At 46.1% G+C, this 17,034-nt stretch carries 16 protein-coding genes, 2 pseudogenes and 1 other annotated feature; of the genes and pseudogenes, 8 read left to right on the top strand and 10 right to left on the bottom strand.

What is annotated here, in order from left to right:
* Nucleotides 1–144 precede the first annotated feature (144 nt).
* Both IRE19_RS10325 and IRE19_RS10320 read right to left on the bottom strand, forming a co-directional pair.
* Nucleotides 145–1,071 carry an iron-hydroxamate ABC transporter substrate-binding protein gene (locus IRE19_RS10325; RefSeq protein ID WP_203340318.1) on the bottom strand — a complete coding sequence of 309 codons (927 nt, stop codon included), beginning with the start codon at nt 1,069–1,071 and terminating at the stop codon, nt 145–147.
* A gap of 5 nt (nt 1,072–1,076) precedes the next feature.
* Nucleotides 1,077–1,868 (bottom strand): ABC transporter ATP-binding protein, encoded by a 792-nt coding sequence (locus IRE19_RS10320; protein WP_191714622.1) that lies wholly within the window; start codon nt 1,866–1,868, stop codon nt 1,077–1,079.
* 130 nt (nt 1,869–1,998) lie between these two features.
* On the opposite strand from IRE19_RS10320, the gene IRE19_RS10315 reads away from it, so the two are divergent.
* Entirely contained in the window at nt 1,999–3,048 is a 1,050-nt protein-coding gene (locus IRE19_RS10315; RefSeq protein ID WP_203340317.1) for an NAD(P)/FAD-dependent oxidoreductase, read from the top strand.
* Between the two features lie 82 nt (nt 3,049–3,130).
* Nucleotides 3,131–3,547 (top strand): annotated as a pseudogene (locus IRE19_RS10310) (cupin domain-containing protein); the annotation flags it as partial.
* Nucleotides 3,548–3,649: 102 nt separating this feature from the next.
* On the opposite strand, the gene IRE19_RS10305 reads toward IRE19_RS10310, so the two are convergent.
* Both IRE19_RS10305 and IRE19_RS10300 read right to left on the bottom strand, forming a co-directional pair.
* Entirely contained in the window at nt 3,650–4,843 is a 1,194-nt protein-coding gene (locus IRE19_RS10305; protein WP_203340316.1) for an MFS transporter, read from the bottom strand.
* Entirely contained in the window at nt 4,840–5,211 is a 372-nt protein-coding gene (locus IRE19_RS10300) for a MarR family winged helix-turn-helix transcriptional regulator (RefSeq protein WP_238943165.1), read from the bottom strand. The genes IRE19_RS10305 and IRE19_RS10300 overlap by 4 nt, the downstream gene beginning before the upstream one ends.
* Nucleotides 5,212–5,491: 280 nt before the next feature.
* Between IRE19_RS10300 and IRE19_RS10295 the strand changes: the two genes are divergently transcribed.
* A complete protein-coding gene (locus tag IRE19_RS10295) occupies nt 5,492–6,703 on the top strand; it encodes an MFS transporter (protein ID WP_203340315.1) in 1,212 nt (403 codons plus the stop codon).
* A gap of 112 nt (nt 6,704–6,815) precedes the next feature.
* Here the strand turns inward: IRE19_RS10295 and IRE19_RS10290 are convergent, their stop codons facing one another.
* Nucleotides 6,816–7,160 (bottom strand): heme oxygenase, encoded by a 345-nt coding sequence (locus IRE19_RS10290; protein WP_191714627.1) that lies wholly within the window; start codon nt 7,158–7,160, stop codon nt 6,816–6,818.
* 162 nt (nt 7,161–7,322) lie between these two features.
* Here IRE19_RS10290 and IRE19_RS10285 point away from each other — a divergent pair, with 162 nt between their 5' ends.
* Nucleotides 7,323–8,135 (top strand): protein phosphatase 2C domain-containing protein, encoded by an 813-nt coding sequence (locus IRE19_RS10285; protein WP_203340314.1) that lies wholly within the window; start codon nt 7,323–7,325, stop codon nt 8,133–8,135.
* Here the strand turns inward: IRE19_RS10285 and IRE19_RS10280 are convergent.
* The 4 genes from IRE19_RS10280 to IRE19_RS10265 form a co-directional block, all read right to left on the bottom strand.
* Nucleotides 8,129–8,722, bottom strand: a complete 594-nt coding sequence (locus tag IRE19_RS10280) for a histidine phosphatase family protein (RefSeq protein WP_203340313.1) — start codon at nt 8,720–8,722, stop codon at nt 8,129–8,131. The genes IRE19_RS10285 and IRE19_RS10280 overlap by 7 nt on opposite strands.
* 117 nt (nt 8,723–8,839) lie before the next feature.
* Complete coding sequence (locus tag IRE19_RS10275; protein ID WP_203340312.1) at nt 8,840–10,063, bottom strand: dicarboxylate/amino acid:cation symporter; 1,224 nt, start codon at nt 10,061–10,063, stop codon at nt 8,840–8,842.
* Nucleotides 10,064–10,277: 214 nt separating this feature from the next.
* A complete protein-coding gene (locus IRE19_RS10270; RefSeq protein WP_203340411.1) occupies nt 10,278–11,120 on the bottom strand; it encodes an aldo/keto reductase in 843 nt (280 codons plus the stop codon).
* A gap of 17 nt (nt 11,121–11,137) precedes the next feature.
* A complete protein-coding gene (locus tag IRE19_RS10265; RefSeq protein WP_203340311.1) occupies nt 11,138–12,364 on the bottom strand; it encodes an MFS transporter in 1,227 nt (408 codons plus the stop codon).
* Nucleotides 12,365–12,505: 141 nt separating this feature from the next.
* Here IRE19_RS10265 and IRE19_RS10260 point away from each other — a divergent pair, with 141 nt between their 5' ends.
* Both IRE19_RS10260 and IRE19_RS10255 read left to right on the top strand, forming a co-directional pair.
* Nucleotides 12,506–12,865: a winged helix-turn-helix transcriptional regulator gene (locus tag IRE19_RS10260; RefSeq protein WP_191714631.1), complete on the top strand. Its 360-nt coding sequence runs from the start codon at nt 12,506–12,508 to the stop codon at nt 12,863–12,865.
* 50 nt (nt 12,866–12,915) lie between these two features.
* Nucleotides 12,916–13,170: a binding site (T-box leader), on the top strand.
* Nucleotides 13,171–13,233: 63 nt separating this feature from the next.
* A pseudogene (locus tag IRE19_RS10255) lies at nt 13,234–13,398 on the top strand (MFS transporter); the annotation flags it as partial.
* A 254-nt stretch (nt 13,399–13,652) separates the two neighbouring features.
* On the opposite strand, the gene IRE19_RS10250 reads toward IRE19_RS10255, so the two are convergent.
* Complete coding sequence (locus IRE19_RS10250; RefSeq protein ID WP_191714633.1) at nt 13,653–14,504, bottom strand: MurR/RpiR family transcriptional regulator; 852 nt, start codon at nt 14,502–14,504, stop codon at nt 13,653–13,655.
* A 128-nt stretch (nt 14,505–14,632) separates the two neighbouring features.
* Between IRE19_RS10250 and gnd the strand changes: the two genes are divergently transcribed.
* Nucleotides 14,633–15,517, top strand: a complete 885-nt coding sequence (gene gnd, locus IRE19_RS10245) for a phosphogluconate dehydrogenase (NAD(+)-dependent, decarboxylating) (protein ID WP_203340309.1) — start codon at nt 14,633–14,635, stop codon at nt 15,515–15,517.
* A gap of 156 nt (nt 15,518–15,673) precedes the next feature.
* On the top strand, nt 15,674–17,014 hold the full coding sequence (locus IRE19_RS10240) for a GntT/GntP/DsdX family permease (RefSeq protein WP_203340308.1): 1,341 nt from the start codon (nt 15,674–15,676) through the stop codon (nt 17,012–17,014).
* The last annotated feature ends 20 nt before the right edge of the window (nt 17,015–17,034 follow it).

Here is a 17,034-nt window from a genome sequence, read left to right as displayed (position 1 = left end):
CATCATCTTTTCCTGAGAATAAAAGAGGAATTCTAAAATCAGAATTCCTCTTCTTTGGTATAGAAGTTTAGTTTTTGTTAGGTTTACTCCTTTTAAATCCGATTCTAAAGGAGTTGCAAACCAGATTTAACGTAAAGCAGTTGGTTACTCGCCTAAAAAGTTTTCAATGAAGAATTCCAATTGGTATTCCAATGTAATCGGGTCATTGAAGTAGAACTCTTTAGCATTGGCTTCAAAAATTTGGCCGTTTTTAGCTGCGGGTGTGTTTTTGTACAGGTCGGTTTCCTGGAATGAGTTGTCCTGTGTGCTGTCTTTGCTGAAGATGACATAGTCACCCATGTATTCCGGCAAGACTTCCTGGGAAAGCATATAATAACCGTCCGCTAAAGCCATTTCTTCCACTTTTGCAGGCATTTTCAATTTCATTTCCTGGTAAAGGATTTCAGTTCCGCGTCCCCAGTTATCTCCGAATACATACAATTGCTTGTCGAAGTTCTCAATAACAGAGACGGTTGCGTCTTCACCGATTTTCGCACGGATGTCTTCACCCGCTTGCTGTGAGCGTTCCTGGAAATCTGTAATCCATGCTTGTGCTTCTTTTTCTTTGTTCAACACTTTACCGATTTCCAAGTGTTGGTCCAAGTAGCCCAATTTGCCGTAAGTGAACGTGACAGTTGGTGCGATTTCTTTCAATTTGTCGATATTGTTGATGGTCGAACCGCCAAGAATCAAGTCAGGTTCCAATTCGATGATTTTTTCAAGGTCTGTGTCAGCTACTTCTTCCACGTTTTTCAGTTGTTCTTCGAAACGCGGGTTGTTTTTAGACCATGAATCGACGCCCACTAAAGGAACATCCAAGGACATGACGTCACCGCCATAAGTGGACAGCACGATGACGCGCTGTGGATCTGCAGGAACTTCAACAGGGCCGTTTTCAGATTCGTATGTAATGGTTTCAGGTGCTTTGTCAGCTTCTGCAGCGTCTGCGTCTTCAGTGGTTGACTCAGAATTGCAGGCACCCAGGATCAGCAGCAATGTTAATAGGAAGAAAGGCAAGAATAATTTTTTCATGTCGGTTAGACTCCTCTGATTAAGTTATAGGTTGTGCACATCGGTTTTTGTGTACGCGGATCCAAGCCGATTTCTGCATCGATCCGGAATACTTCTTTCAATACAGGTTGTGTAATGACTTCGTGGCAATTGCCCGCTTTGACGATCTGGCCGTCTTTCATCGCGATGATATGGTCGGCAAAACGCGCTGCCTGGTTCAGGTCATGGAGCACCATAATGATGGTCCGTTCCTGTTCACGGTTGAGTTGCTGCAGCAGTTCCAGAATTTCCAGCTGGTGGGCCATATCCAGGTAGGTCGTCGGTTCATCCAGGAAAATCATTTCTGTTTCCTGTGCCAATGCCATCGCAATCCAGACCCGCTGGCGCTGTCCGCCGGATAATGCGTCAACGGGGTGGTATTTAAAGAATTGCGTCCCGGTGACATCGAGTGCCCAATTGATGATTTCGTAATCCTTCTTGGACAAACGGCCAAAACCTTTCTGGTAAGGGAAGCGGCCATAAGAAACCAGTTCGCCAACCGTCAATCCGGCGGCACTGTCAGGCGTTTGTGGGAGGATGGCCATTTTCTTCGCCAGGGATTTCGTATTTTCCTGAGCAATATTGCTGCCATCCAATACCACGGATCCGGATTGATGCGAGATCACCCGAGTAATCGCTTTTAACAGCGTCGATTTGCCGCAGCCGTTGGAACCGATGATTGTCGTAATTTTCTTGTCCGGAATTTGGACCGTCAAATCTTTGACAATCAGCCGGTCCCCATAACTGATATTCAGCTCCTCGGTGAATAAACGCACCATCCAAAAACCTCCTTTTCTAAATTTATACTCTTTTTCATTGATAATGATTCTCAATTTCAGTACAATCAATACTATAAGACTAATTATTTTTATTGTCAATAAAAATATGGATGGACAGGAGTGAAGATAGATGGGGGAAAAAGAGCTTTTTGATGTAACAATTATAGGTGGGGGCCCAGCAGGATTGTATTCGGCTTTTTATAGTGGTTTACGTGAGATGAAAACGAAAATTATCGAGTTTCAGCCGGAATTGGGCGGCAAAATTCATGTCTACCCGGAAAAAATGATTTGGGACGTTGGGGGACAGCCGCCGATTCAAGGAGCTAAGCTCATCGACCAATTGGTTGCACAAGGGCTGACATTCCACCCGGAAGTCGTATTGAATGAAAAAGTTGAGTCCATCGCAAAAAATGAAGAAGGCATCTTTGAAATGATCGGTTCTTCCGGTGAAGTGCATTTATCAAAAACGGTGATTGTCGCTGTCGGTGGAGGCATCCTGAATCCGCAAAAATTGCAGATTGAAGGAGCGGAGCGTTTTGAAGTGTCGAATCTGAATTACACCGTCAAATCACTGGAGCGATTCAAAGGCAAAACGGTCTTGATTTCAGGCGGCGGAAATTCTGCCATCGACTGGGCAAATGAATTGGAACCGATCGCCAAGCAAGTATATGTCACCTATCGCAAGCCCGAGCTTGCAGGACATGAAGCGCAAGTGACGCAGCTGATGAACGGCTCTGCCATCTGCTGCCTCCATACGAATATTTCACGGTTGATCGCATCGGATGATCGGGATGCCATCGAATTTGTTGAATTGACGCATCAGGAAACGAACGAAAAACAAGTACTGCCGATTGATGAGATGATCATCAACCATGGCTACGAGCGCGACATCAGTCTGCTCGGCAACAGTCCGTTGAATATTGAAATTGCTGATGATTATTACATCGCGGGCACGCCGAGCAGCGAATCATCAGTCGAAGGCCTCTATGCAGCGGGTGACATTCTGCAGCACGAAGGCAAATTGAACCTGATTGCCGGAACATTCCAGGATGCAGCGAACGCAGTCAATAAAGCCAAGCACTACATCCAGCCGGACGCGAATAGAATCGCCATGGTGTCTTCTCATAATGAAGTGTTCAAAAAGCGCAATAAGGAATTGGTCAAGCAGTTATTGGTGTAGCAAAGAACTTTTCCGGAAAGTTTGAGACGGCTGAGACTGAGGTATAGAAGGCTGTGAAGATAATTCGGAGGAGGAATAGGCTATGGAATTAAAAGATTATGGAGCAGAATCGTTTGTGGTGAATATCGAAGAGGCGACCAAGCAGAATGACACATTCCGCACCGCTCTATGGACAGGCAAGAACCTGCAGGTTACCGTCATGAGCATTGAAGTGGGAGACGACATCGGCCTGGAAGTCCATGAAGGTGACCAATTTCTGCGGATTGAAGCCGGAAAAGGCTTTGTCCAAATGGGCGACAGCGAAGACAACCTGACCTTTGAAGAAAATGCTGAAGACGATTACGCCATCATGATTCCTGCTGGGAAGTGGCATAACGTCACAAACAAAGGCGATCAACCATTAAAAATATACTCCATTTATGCGCCGCCGGAACATCCTCATGGCACCGTGCATGAGACCAAGGCGATTGCTGAGAAAGCTGAAGAAGAAGAGGAGTAACTGATCCGCTAAGTAAGCTGGATTATTAGCAGTGTGCAACAGTAAAATAAGATATAGAAATGGCCATCAATTCTTAGGTGAATTGATGGCCATTTTTTATTTCTAAACCAATGCCGCTGCTTCTGCACGTTCTTTTTTGCCGTGCATCAAATAATACAAGACAGCAGTTGCAAGTACCGCAAAGCCCAGAATGCCGTAAAGCGAACTGTAACCGATCAACGGAATCACAAAGCCCAGCAGGTACGGGCCGAAGCCAAGCCCGGCGTCCATTGAGATAAAGAAAGTCGAAGTGGCAAGGCCCATGCGGTGAGGCGGCGTCAGCTTGACCGCGACTGCTTGCGTCGTCGATTGCATATTGCCGAAGCCCAAACCAATCAAAGCACCGGCAACCAATAAGCCAGCACTGCTGCTGGTGACGCTTAACAGGAAAAGTCCTGCTGCAAAAATGGCGAAAGCAGGATACATGACGAAGTTCGCGCCTTTCAGGTCCATCAGTCTTCCAGTGAATGGCCGGGAAACTAATATCGCAATGGCGTAAACAAGGAAAAAGTAGCTGGCTGCCTGCACTAAATCTTCTTCCATCGCAAAGAAGTTGATAAATGACAGAACGCTGGAATAGCAAAGGGCGATGGCCAGACAAACGAGTGCAATCGGTACAGCTTTCGGTTCGATGTAATCTGAAATCTTAAACCCTTTCGTTTCGTCAGTTGCAGGTGGCGCAACGACTGGCGGTACATAAACAAACAAGGATACAGCCAAGCTGACAACGCCGAGCGCCAGGCATACCGAAAAAATCATCTCATAGCTGCTGTGCTGGCTCATCATTAATCCGATGAAGGGGCCAAAAGCCGTCGCTAAAGTCGAACTAAGGCTGAAATAACCGATGCCTTCACCTTTGCGTCTCATTGGAATAATTTGAGCAACGATGGTTCCGGCTGCCGTGCTGGCCATTCCCAACGTCATCCCGTGAAGAAAGCGATTGAGCATGAGGAAAGGAAGTCCGAAATTCAGGAAATAGAAGAATGTAGTCAATGTGAACAACAGTAAGCCGATGACCAAAGTCTGTTTGCGGCCAATTTTGTCGATTGTACGGCCGATGACCAGCCTTCCCGCTAAAGCGCCCAGAATGAAAATCCCGGTGACGAGGCCGGCTTCGCTTGTTGAAGCCCCATATTCCTCAACGGCATAGACGGCGATTGTGACCATCAGTAGATAGAAGATGAGAACTAAGAAAAAATTCACTAAAGCAGTGACGATAAAGTCTTTTGTCCATAAAGGAGGATTGTTTTTATTCATTTGGAATTCTCCCTGCTGATTAAATTCATGCGTATGGTTTTCATCATCTCAATCCCGGCAAGCTGATCTTCTTCCGGAATATGAGACAGAATTTCTTTTTCAAATTGATCGATTGTGACACGGACTTCCGCATATACTTTTTTGCCGTAGGCGGTGAGCTGCATCCGTTTTTCACGTCTGTCTTTGCCGGGGATGTGCTCTAAGTAACCTTGCTCTTCCAATCGGGTTACGGTGCGTGTCACGGTCGGTTTTTCAATCCGTTGATAATGCGCAAGCTCAACTAACGTTGCGGAGTCATTATTGGCTATATAATACAAAATTGACCATTGAGCCCGGTAGAGCCCATGCTTGCCAAGTTCGTTATTCAAATGATGTTCAAAAGGCCTGGACAGTAAAAGAAACTGATGGAAAAACTCTTGAAAAGCTTTAATGAAAAACACCTCTTTATAATGTTGATGACGTTTGTTATCAAGGGTAACCATATCAAAAGATAGAGACTGAAACAACGTTTTAAATCATAAAGAAAGTGAAGGCTTCTGTACTTTTGTTGAAAACCCTGTATAATAATTAGTTATCTTGGGTAACTAGTTTGCTTCTGGAATGGATAGCAATTGTCTAAAAATCATATGGAGACAGGTGAGTAAGAAAATGGAACAGAAAAAAGAACCATTATGGACAAAAGATTTTCTGCTTGTTTTTGGCGTGAACTTCTTATTGTTTTTAAGTTTTTATTTATTGGTAGTCATCATTCCGGTTTATGCAAAAGGGGAGTTTAATGCCTCCACCAGTATGGCCGGTTTGGCTTCCAGTATTTTTGTGGTCGGTGCATTGATGGGCCGGCTGTTCGGAGGATCAGCTATTGAACGGATAGGAAGAAAAAAACTGTTGTTTATCGGCTTGGCTGCGTTTCTCGTACTGACGCTATTGTATTTCATCATCAACAGTTTGGCCGTGCTCTTGTTTATCCGCCTCTTCCACGGCATCGCCTTTGCGCTGGCTTCTACAGCTACAGGCACGATAGCCGCTAGCCTGATTCCCAATTCCAGACGTGGGGAAGGGACGGGGTATTACGGCGTCAGCATCATCATCGCCTCTGCGATCGGACCGTTTATCGGTCTATTGATCACGGACCGTATATCGGCAGAAGCCAATTTCATTATTTGTAGTGTATTGGCGCTTGTCACTTTGCTTGCTGCATTGTTCATGAATATTCCGCGTCTTGTATTGACCGCTGAACAAATGAAAGAAATGAAAGGACTTAAATTGTCCAATTTTCTGGAACCAAAAGCTGTCCCGATTTCAATCATCAGTTTTGTCATGGCCTTGGGCTATTCAAGTGTACTCTCCTATCTGACCTTTTATGCCAAGGAAATAGATCTTGTCGAAGCCGCAAGCCTATTCTTTATCGTCTACGCTGTGGTGGTAATCCTGTCCAGACCGTTTACGGGCCGCTTATTTGACGTTAAAGGCGTCAATATTGTGATGTATCCGGCAATCATCGCTTATGCCATTGGCATGGTACTATTGAGCCAAGCACATAGCGGGATTATTCTGCTCCTTGCAGGCGTATTTATTGGTCTTGGATACGGTACATTGCAGTCCAGTTCTCAAGCCTTGGCGATTAAGCTATCGCCCGCACATCGAATGGGGCTGGCAACCTCCACTTTCTATATTTTTGTGGACATCGGCATCGGTTTTGGACCGTTTGCACTCGGGTTCATCACGCCGCTTGTCGGATTTAGGGGAATGTATTTATTGATAGCGGCCATGCTTGCTGCCAGCGTGGTTTTATACCATCTGCTGATTGGCAGACAACAAAAGAACAGCTGGGAAAAAGCCGAAGGCGTCTCGGTCGAATAAAAAAAGATCAATTGAACACCATCTCATTTTAAAAGTGAACATCAAAACAGGCACTTTCCCGATAACGGGGAAAGTGCCTGTTTTTACATTAAAGTTTAAAGCAGTTCATTTTTTATGCTTGTTTTTTGGGTGTAGCTTCGATAGTAGAAGCCACTTTAGCGATGACCAATTCACTGCCAAGCATTGGAGATTCTTTTGGTGGTTCATTGGAGTTTTCTTCCGGACGCTTATGGGATTGTTTGAAAGCATCACTTGATTTCCAAGCTTCAAAGCTCTCCAGGTTCTCCCAATACATATTGACGTTCAATTCATCGTGTTCTTCCAAGTTCTGAGTGATGGTCGCTTCAACTTTAACGAAGCCTTCCATTTCCTGCAAAGCACCTGGACGAGTGAAGTTAGGAGCCATCTTTTCTGCAAATCCTTTTTTCATTTTAATGCGGTTGGTTACTACATACATTAAGAACCTCTCCTTTTCAGATTGTGTTTTGTTTTTCACTGATATAAATTTTATCACATTCTCCAGATGGATGTGTGTACTGGCAGTGTCCATCTTCTTTCTCTACTCAATTTGATTAATGTTGATTATAATTGAAAGAATATTGGGGAATGGGGTTATGACATGGTGAAACAAAGAAAGCAGTTCAGTTGGATTGGCAGTGAGCATACATATATCGACCAAATGGACATACTGCCTTTGGGACATATGGTACTTGGCCGATTCGGTGGAAACTCGGCTGCCGGCCAGTCTAAAAATGAAGACGGCTGTCTGATTTGGTTGGAAGATAAAGAAGACTGGGAGTTCGTGATGGTTCTGGATGCGCATAATTCTGCCCAAAGTGCCGAATTAGTCATCAGTCAAGTTGAAAATCATAAAAAACAAATCGCTTCTCTACTGTCGGGTAAGGTCAGTGTTAGCTTGTTCAAGGGTATTGAAAACGTTCTGTTGCAGTTGTTTCAGGAGGATAGCTTTAAAGAAGATTGCCGGCAGGTGCAAGGCGAAACAGCTTGTTTGATAGTAGTCAGGAAAGGGAAGTACCTCTACTGGTTTTCTGTCGGCGATTGCCTGTTATACCTTTTTCATCCCGAACTGGCCGCTTTTGGGCAATACCAACTAAATCAGCGCCACTTCTATGAATGGGTCGGCCAAGTGAATACCTTTGCGCAAGAAGCTCCATGCTACAGCAGCGGAACCAGGGAGTTGCGGCAAGGCGAAAACCAGATCTTGCTGACGACAGATGGTCTGGTGGAGTGCCCAGGGGGGATATTTGCTGAACCCGAAAGTATCTGGCAGGAGTGCAAAGATACCGATACCGCAGCGGGCGTCGCTGGCTTACTAGCCAAAATTCAAAAAAACCACGTCCGCGACAGCACGACAGTGGTTTCCTGGAAAGTGAATATAGACGAAGCGGCAGCTTATGCCAGTAATCAATAACTTTCGCTTTTCTGCAAATGGACGGTGCAATTATATAATGAGCAATTCCACTGGCTTTCGGCATTTTTTAAAATCGTGATGGACGTATTGTCCATGGCAGTTTCCTGGAACTTCTCCGGCATAAGTTTTTTTAACGTCAAGCCGATCAACGCTCCGTGGCTGACAATTAGTACACGCTGTCCGCTGAAATTTTCCAGTATATCTTCAATGCATGCCAGTCCGCGATCGGCTGCCTCTTCTCGGCTTTCCATTGCCAAATCAAGTTCGCGCCAATCGGCTCCCCATTTTTCCAGACGTTCTTTTTCCGTTGTGCCTTCAATTTTTCCGCCGCTTCGTTCACGAAGCCGCGTGTCAAAATGGCTGACCGGAAAATGAAGCTTTTTGCCGATGATTTCCGCTGTCTCTTTGGCGCGGGACAAATCACTGGAGATGATCAAATCCCAATCCTCTTCTCTCGACAGCCGTTCTGCAAGCGCCTCGGCTTGCTGTCTGCCGGTTTCATTCAACGGAATATCCGCTGACCCTTGCGCGATGCCTTGTATGTTCCAATCCGTGATGCCATGCCGTACCAAACCAATTGTCGTCAATAAAGCCATCTCCTTTGGTATCTTACTTAACAGAATAACGAAATGCGTTTGTCAGAACAAGTTGAAAGAATACATGAACCTCAAAAAAGGCTGCCGGAAGGGCAGCCTTTTTCGGAGTCATGCAGTTTTTCGTTTCTTTTCGTTTTGGTCGATCACAGTGGTTCCTACCAAATCACCGGTTACATTCAATGCTGTACAGCCCATTCCAACCAATGCATCGATGGCGGTCAGCAATGCCACAGCTTCCATCGGCAATCCCAGTTGGACGAATACCGTCGCAATCATGACAATTCCGGCACCCGGAACGCCAGCCGTACCGATGGAAGCTAACGTTCCGACCAATACCACCATCAGCATTTCGGACAGGCTTAATGGATCTCCGACGAGGTTTGCGGCGAAGACGGCTGAAACGGCAATGCGGATGGCGGCTCCGTCCATATTGATGGTTGCGCCGAGCGGCAGGCTGAAGCCGTACAAGCTCTTGGACAGCCCAAGGTTTTTAGCGGCAGTCAACGTCAGCGGCAAGGTGCCCGAGCTGCTCTGCGTCACAAAGGCAGTCAGCATCGGTGTGCGCGCCTGCTTGAAAAATTGGCCCGGTTTGACTTTGAACAGTACCAGAACCAAGGTATACAACAAAATCTGGACGATCAAGGCAACGTAGAGGACGAGCACCATTTCGCCAAGGGACAATAGTGTATCGAAGCCCTGGTTTCCGACAGTCTCTGCCATGATGGCGAAAATTCCAATCGGCACATACTGGAGAACTGCCTTTAAAACCAGCAAGGTCAGTTCATTCAATGCAGTGACGGTTTTATACAAATGGTCGCCGAGGCTTTCAAATTCACTGGATTGACGCATATAGGACAACGCGATGCCAAAAGCGAAAGCAGTGAAAATGATGCCGAGCAGATTAAGTTCCGTAAAAGCGGTGAAGATGTTGGAAGGGACGATGTTCAACAGAACACTGACAATCCCTGGGTTTTCCGGGACATCGAAAGTTTCATTGCCCTGCAGCTGCATGCCGGTTCCGGGCTGAAAGAAGCTGGCGACGGCCAAACCGACAAGAATGGCGAAGGCGGAACTGAGGGTGTAGTAAATGAATACTTTACCGCCCATACGTCCGAGATCCCCAATCGAGGATTGGTTGATTCCGACCATCATGGTAAAAAGAATCAAAGGAATAATCAGGAAGGTCAACAGATTCAGCAATAAGTCACCGAAAGGCGCTAACACAGCAGCCTGCTCTCCAAAAATAAGGCCGACAGCGATGCCGAGAATGAGTGCAATCGTGATTTTTAAAATTAATGAGGCATCGAGATACCGTTTCCAGAAAGTTTTCATTTTCTCTCTCCTTTTTCAAGAAATAATAATTCTTATAAAATCTATCGGAATTTACTTCATTAACTTATAACAGAGAAAGGAGGAGTGTCAAAACACCTGCTTAGCCTTTCGATAAAATCGTTGCAGGTTCAAGGCGGCTTTTTCAATCTGTTTTGTGATTTATTGAAGCAGCAGTAAAAGCAGGCAGCCTTGATGGAGGGCTGCCTGCTTGAGGTTAAAAATTGAAGTTGTCCGGATCCGGTCCGACACGCTTGTTTTCATTCAATGCCGAAATCCGTTCCATGTCTTCGTCTGTCAGTTCAAAATCAAAGACCTGTGAGTTTTGAATGATTCGGGCTTCTTTGATGGATTTGGGAATGGTCACGACACCGTTCTGCAGATCCCAGCGCAGAATCACCTGTGCGACTGTTTTTTCAGTTTTCGCAGCGATCTCCACGAGCACCGGATGATCCAGCAGCTTGCCCTGCATCAATGGGGACCAGGCTTCCAGTTGAATGTCATGAGCTTTGCAGAATTTATGCAATTCCGCTTGTGTCAGGAAAGGGTGGTACTCCACTTGATCAACCATCGGGGTGATTTCCGCATCTTTCAGCAATTCCTCTAAATGATGGATATGAAAATTGCTGACGCCGATCGCTTTAACACGGTCTTTCTTATACAAGGTTTCAAGTGCGCGCCATGCTTCTTTGTATTTTCCTTCAACTGGCCAATGGATCAAATACAGATCTAGGTAATCCAAGCCCAGATTTTTCAGGCTGGTTTCATAGGCGGCAAGGGTCGACTCGTAGCCAAGATCGGAATTCCATACTTTTGAAGTGACAAAAAGTTCTTCTCTGGTGATGCCGGCTTCCGCCAATCCTTCACGGATGCCTTGCCCAACGCCTTCTTCATTGCCATAAGCGGCAGCTGTATCGATGCTGCGGTAGCCATTGATGATCGCGGTTCGGACTGCATCGATAACTTCCCCTCCTTCGCTGACTTTGAATACACCCAGACCGAACCATGGCATTTTAACCCCGTTGTGCAAAGTGGTGGTGTCTTGTAAGGTTTTCATTATTCTCATCCTCCATAAAATTAGTTGATTGATGTTTCATGTAAATTTCGTAAAATTGTTTTGCTGCTGGTTTCTTTGTTTTCAAGATGCCGGCTCCAGCCGCTCAATAAGACCGCACCGAACACCATGAGGGCGCCAATCCACGAAGTATGGATAAGCCCTATTGAATCGGCGACAGCTCCACCAACAAATGCACCGATGGCAATTCCTGCGTTAAATGCTGATATGTTGATGGCTGATGCAACATCTACGGCACTCGGTACATACCGTTCCGCCAACATCACTGCATACACTTGAAGGCCCGGAACATTCATGAAGGCGAAGAGGCCCATGATGATGATGGTAATCAACCCTGCGGTTTTGAATGGAGCAGTGAAAGCCAGGACCAGCAAAATAATGGATTGGATCAGAAACATATAAAACAGGGCTTTGATCGGGTTCTGATTGGCCAGCTTTCCGCCAATCGTATTGCCGACGGCTATGGCAATGCCGTAGGCCACTAATATGAGAGTGACAGTTCCCGCCTGAAATCCGGTCACTTCCTGCAATAATGGCGACAGATAAGTGAATACTACAAAAGTTCCTCCATAACCAAGGGCTGTAATGCTGAAAACCAGCAACAGCCTGCCGTTCGTCACCAGTTTGACTTGATCCCGGAAAGAAGTACGGACAGCTTTTTTTAAGTCAGAAGGAATCCATATACTGTTTCCGATAAATGCAATGATGCCGATAACGACAATGGCCATAAAAGCAGCACGCCAGCCAAATTGCTGCCCAAGAAATGTACCAAAAGGAACACCGGTGACAGTAGCAACAGTCAAACCCGTAAACATAATCGCAATAGCACTGGCCCGCTTGTTATCAGGAACTAAATCTGCGGCGATAGTAGCACCGATAGCCATAAATACCCCATGGGCAAGAGCTGAAACTACCCTTGCTATCAATAATACGCTTACGGTAGTGGCAGTCGCTGCAAGTACATTGCCGATGATAAAGACCACCATAATCCATAGCAGCAAGGATTTTCTGGACATATTGGCAGTAACTGAAGTCAAGACAGGAGCACCGAACATTACGCCTAAGGCATACAGAGATACCGTCAGTCCGGCTGTCGTTACACTGATGGTTAAATCCTCCGCGATCATCGGCAACAGGCCGACACTGATGAATTCGGTGGTGCCGATGGCAAAGGCGCTGAGTGCCAGCGCCAATAAGGCTAAGTTGCTTCTTTTTTTATCTAGAGACATATTTTTCTCCTCCAACTAGTTTTTCTATCGATCAATTCCAATCGATAAATGTTAGTATGTGTTATGGAGTAAATTAAGGGAAGTACGCACTTTAAAGTGCTGTAGGTACTTTTTAGTACCTATAGAAAGGGGAGAAGGCCGTTGGACAAGAAATACAATATATCCGTAGAAGCGACACTGGAGGTCATCGGCGGGAAGTGGAAAACCGTCATTCTTTGCCATTTGATGCGCGGCAAAAAGCGGACCAGTGAATTAAAACGGCTCATGCCTGACATCACCCAAAAAATGCTGACCCAGCAATTGCGCGAATTGGAAGCAGACGGTGTCATCAACCGCATTGTCTATAACCAGGTCCCGCCAAAAGTGGAGTATGAGCTCAGTGAATACGGCATCAGTCTGGAAGGTATCCTAAATTCCCTTTGTTCTTGGGGGGATATGCACCTCACGAAAGTCTATGGAGACAAGTCTGCAGTGTTGCAGGAAGGCATTTTGAACGAATAAACACTAAAAAATATGTACAATCATTGGGGAGAATGCTAGGATATAAAAAACAAAATGCGTTGAAGAGAAGAGTAGATCAATCCATTCTTTCCAGAGAGTTCCGGCAGCTGAAAAGGAACAGGTATGGCTGATTGAAGCAAAACTCTGAGCAGCACATCGGAACCGGACTAAGGGGATGGTGTGACAGGAGCTCCTGTTATCGAGCTGAAGTATACGCAGGTACCTCTGCCGTACTTGATGAGTTCGATATGGTGACATGTCGAAACAACTGGAGTGGCACCGCGAAACCGATTCTCGCCTCCAAGACAATGGTCTTGGAGGTGGGATTTTTTTATTTTCCAAATAAAAAGGGGAGCGGGGAATGAAGGATGAAAAACTGGAGAGCGCCAGTGATTATGCTGATGGCCATTGGAATAGCGAATATCAGGGCTTGGATTTACCTGATTGCCATGAACCTGCTGGTGCTGGAGATGACAGGAGGATCGGCCTTGGCGGTAGCTGGCCTTTACTTGATGCACCCGGCAGCGGCATTGCTGTTTTTTTCATACGGCTTGTAATCATTTGCGGATCCGTGAGCATGCTGTGCATCGGTGCACTGGTGGTTTATGCAGTAGTGGACAAAGAAAGAGCAAAGCTCGACTATCCGACTGAAGTTAATAGATAGCAAATAAGCTGAGCGATAAAGCCTTCAACTGTAATCCTTTCTGCTTTGGACTGGTGTTAGGAGCCTAAAGGGTAGATAAATAAAAAGCTCGTTCCTTTATAGTAGGAACGAGCTTTTTCACGGCTATAACCGCTTGCGCGACATCGCTTCACGCATATCCTGAAGGGATTTTTTGCCTTCATTGCCACGGGCGATCATCAGATTGGTATAGAGCGCATCAATCAAACTTAATTGCGCAATGCGGGATGACAAGGCTTCAGAACGGAAATCGGTTTCTTCTGACAGCGTGTATAGGGCGATATCCGCTTCTTTGGACAAAGGGGATTTGGCGAAATTGGTGACGCAAATGATGGTGACGCCTTTTTCTTTCAGAATCCGCAGCACATCCAGGACATCAGTGGTGGAGCCTGAATGGGAAATAACAATCGCCACATCGTCCGACTGGAGCTGGGAAGCGGCCATCAACTGCATATGAGAATCCAAATTCATGGAAACATGAAGACCTAAGCGGACGAATTTATGATAACCGTCCATGGCCACCATGGCTGAACCGCCATTTCCGTAAAAATCAATTTTCCGGGCGCTCATCAATTTTTCAATTGCCGAATTCATCGCTTCTGCATCAACAATCTGAAGGGTATCCTCAAGCGTTTTGATATTGGAGCGGAATACTTTTTCAGTGACAGCACTGATGCTGTCGCCTTCTTCAATTTTTTCATGAATGTCCTTTAAAGGAGCCACAACTTCTGCGGCGAGCGAAATCTTAAAAGCCTGGAAGCCCTTAAAACCAATCCGTTGGCAAAAGCGGAAGATGGTTGATTCAGCCAGCCCCAGATCATCGGCAATCTGGTTAATGGTCAAATGAATGATATTTTTTGGATCGTTCAAAACATAATCGGCGATCTTTTTTTCTTTTTCACTGAAATGGCGGTAACTACCGCGTATGGCAGCCAGCGCAAATTGCTGTTCTTTCATGATCCGCGCCTCGTTTCTAGGGAAGTATTTTTATCTATTATACTTTAACATGTTGCGTACGGAAAAATATTTGATACAATGGACGAAATAAGGAAAAAAATTCTTTTATTCTGAAGGAGGATTCCACAATGGAAATTGGAATTATTGGGTTAGGCAAAATGGGATTGAACTTGGCACTGAATTTAACGGATCATGGCCACAAAGTTATCGGTTACGACAGCTACGCAGCAATTGAAGAAAGCGGTTTCACGCAAGCTTCTTCTATTGAAAAAATGGTGAAAGAGCTGAAAGCTCCCCGTACGCTTTGGCTGATGGTGCCGGCTGGCGAAATCACCGAATCGGTTATCGGACAATTAATGCCTTTGCTTGAAGAAGGAGATACCATCATTGATGGCGGAAATTCGAACTACAAAGACACAGTGCGACGGGCGGCGACTTTGAAAGAGCACGGCCTCTTCTTTTTTGACTGCGGAACGAGCGGAGGAACTGAAGGAGCCCGCCACGGGATTTGTGCGATGATCGGCGGCGATGCAGAGAAGTTCAAAACCATTGAACCGTTATTGAAGGACATTTCTGTATCGGATGGCTATTTGTATACAGGCGAAGCGGGCAGCGGACATTTCTTGAAAATGATCCATAACGGAATTGAATACGGCATGATGCAGTCGATTGCGGAAGGGTTTGACATCCTCAACAAAAGCCCGTTCGACTTTGATTACGAAAAAGTGGCTGACGTTTGGAACCACGGATCCATCATCAGTTCATATTTGATGGAAATGACGAAAAACGCATTTTCAAAAGACGCCAAACTGGAAAGCATCAAAGGTGTCATGAATTCTTCAGGTGAAGGCAAATGGACTGTAGAAACGGCGCTTGACTTGAATGTTCCGGCACCGGTTATCACCTTGTCGCTCATGATGCGCTATCGCTCATTGGAAGAGGATACCTTTGCAGGAAAAGTCGTGGCAGCACAACGCAATGAATTCGGCGGCCATGCAGTAGAGAAGAAATAATACTTGGTTTAATCAGCAATTAGCGATTGCCCAAAGTAGTTTGTGCAGACATGCGCTGGCGCATCCGGGGGATGAACGCCAGCCAGGCTAAAAGTGAAGGAAATAATTTCTGATCCAGCTGAACAGGCTGGAGCTACATAATAAGGGGGAGAAGATTTGTCAGGTTCAATGTTGATCATGGTCGCACTTGCAGGTATATTCTTATTATTATTTTTGGTCATCCGAACTAAATTGCATGCCTTTGTGGCTTTGCTGCTGGTCAGTTTGCTGGTGGGGATAGCCGCTGGCATGCCGCTTGGCGAAGTGATTAATTCCATCCAAAACGGCATGGGCGGCACACTCGGCTTTGTTGCGGTAGTGGTCGGCTTGGGTGCCATGTTCGGTAAAATGCTGGAAGTGTCGGGTGGTGCGGAACGTTTAGCTGCTACGATGATCAGCAAATTCGGTGAAGACAAAGCGCAATGGGCGTTGGGTGTGACCGGCTTTATCGTGGCGATTCCGGTATTTTTCGATGTCGGTTTCATTATTTTGGTGCCGATCGTTTACGGTTTGGCAAGAAAAACGGGCAAGTCGCTGTTGCATTACGGGATTCCGTTATTGGCAGGATTGGCGGTTACACACAGTTTTATTCCACCGACTCCGGGACCGATTGCAGTTGCTGAACTGGTCGGTGCAGAACTTGGATGGGTCATTCTGTTCGGGGTACTTGCGGGGATTCCGGCGATGATTTTAGCTGGACCGGTATTCGGGCGTTTCATCGGCAAAAAGATTCATATTGTGATTCCGGATTACATGGAGTTGGAAGAAAAAGAATACGATAAAGAGTTGCCGAGCTTTGGCATGATCACGTCGTTGATCCTGATTCCTCTGATTCTGATCCTATTGAATACTTTATCCGGTGTTTTGCTGGATGAAGGGAATATGGTGCGTGAAATTCTGACATTCCTCGGGCATCCTTTCGTTGCATTGACGATTGCGACGATGTTGACGTTCTATTTGCTCGGGACAAAGCGCGGCTATTCGCGTCAGGAAGTGCAGGATATTGCCACCAAAGCGCTTGAACCTGCCGGGATCATCATCCTCGTAACAGGCGCAGGCGGTGTTTTCAAGCAAGTGCTGATCGATTCTGGAGTCGGCGATGTATTGGGTGAAATGATGGGGGATTCGGCTTTGCCGCCAATCGTTCTGGCATTTTTGATTGCGACTGCTGTACGTGTAGCGCAAGGTTCCGCAACGGTTGCCATGGTGACTGCGGCCGGTTTGATCACACCGCTTCTTGAAATGGTCGGAATGACCGGACCGGCGTTGGGCTTGATCGTTATTGCCATTGCTTCAGGCGCAACGGTCTTATCCCACGTCAATGACTCAGGCTTCTGGCTCGTTAACCGTTACTTCGGCATGGACGTCAAGGATACCTTGAAATCCTGGACCGTCATGGAAACCATTATCGGTCTCACCGGGTTCGTGGTAGTGTTGATCATAAGCTTTTTTATCTAAATTAAACCTGAAGAGAAAAA

It is taken from the genome of Planococcus beijingensis, from assembly GCF_016820615.1.
In the GTDB taxonomy this organism is placed as follows: domain Bacteria; phylum Bacillota; class Bacilli; order Bacillales_A; family Planococcaceae; genus Planococcus; species Planococcus notacanthi.
The sequence above is the reverse complement of the archived record's forward strand: the minus strand, read 5'-3'. Positions and strand labels throughout refer to the sequence as shown.

What these genes read in the sequence shown, in the direction of transcription:
- IRE19_RS10325 (WP_203340318.1), bottom strand. Translation starts at nt 1,071, where the DNA reads ATGAAAAAATTATTCTTGCCTTTCTTCCTATTAACATTGCTGCTGATC.
- IRE19_RS10320 (WP_191714622.1), bottom strand. Translation starts at nt 1,868, where the DNA reads ATGGTGCGTTTATTCACCGAGGAGCTGAATATCAGTTATGGGGACCGG.
- IRE19_RS10315 (WP_203340317.1), top strand. Translation starts at nt 1,999, where the DNA reads ATGGGGGAAAAAGAGCTTTTTGATGTAACAATTATAGGTGGGGGCCCA.
- IRE19_RS10305 (WP_203340316.1), bottom strand. Translation starts at nt 4,843, where the DNA reads ATGAATAAAAACAATCCTCCTTTATGGACAAAAGACTTTATCGTCACT.
- IRE19_RS10295 (WP_203340315.1), top strand. Translation starts at nt 5,492, where the DNA reads ATGGAACAGAAAAAAGAACCATTATGGACAAAAGATTTTCTGCTTGTT.
- IRE19_RS10290 (WP_191714627.1), bottom strand. Translation starts at nt 7,160, where the DNA reads ATGTATGTAGTAACCAACCGCATTAAAATGAAAAAAGGATTTGCAGAA.
- IRE19_RS10285 (WP_203340314.1), top strand. Translation starts at nt 7,323, where the DNA reads ATGGTGAAACAAAGAAAGCAGTTCAGTTGGATTGGCAGTGAGCATACA.
- IRE19_RS10275 (WP_203340312.1), bottom strand. Translation starts at nt 10,063, where the DNA reads ATGAAAACTTTCTGGAAACGGTATCTCGATGCCTCATTAATTTTAAAA.
- IRE19_RS10265 (WP_203340311.1), bottom strand. Translation starts at nt 12,364, where the DNA reads ATGTCTCTAGATAAAAAAAGAAGCAACTTAGCCTTATTGGCGCTGGCA.
- IRE19_RS10250 (WP_191714633.1), bottom strand. Translation starts at nt 14,504, where the DNA reads ATGAAAGAACAGCAATTTGCGCTGGCTGCCATACGCGGTAGTTACCGC.
- gnd (WP_203340309.1), top strand. Translation starts at nt 14,633, where the DNA reads ATGGAAATTGGAATTATTGGGTTAGGCAAAATGGGATTGAACTTGGCA.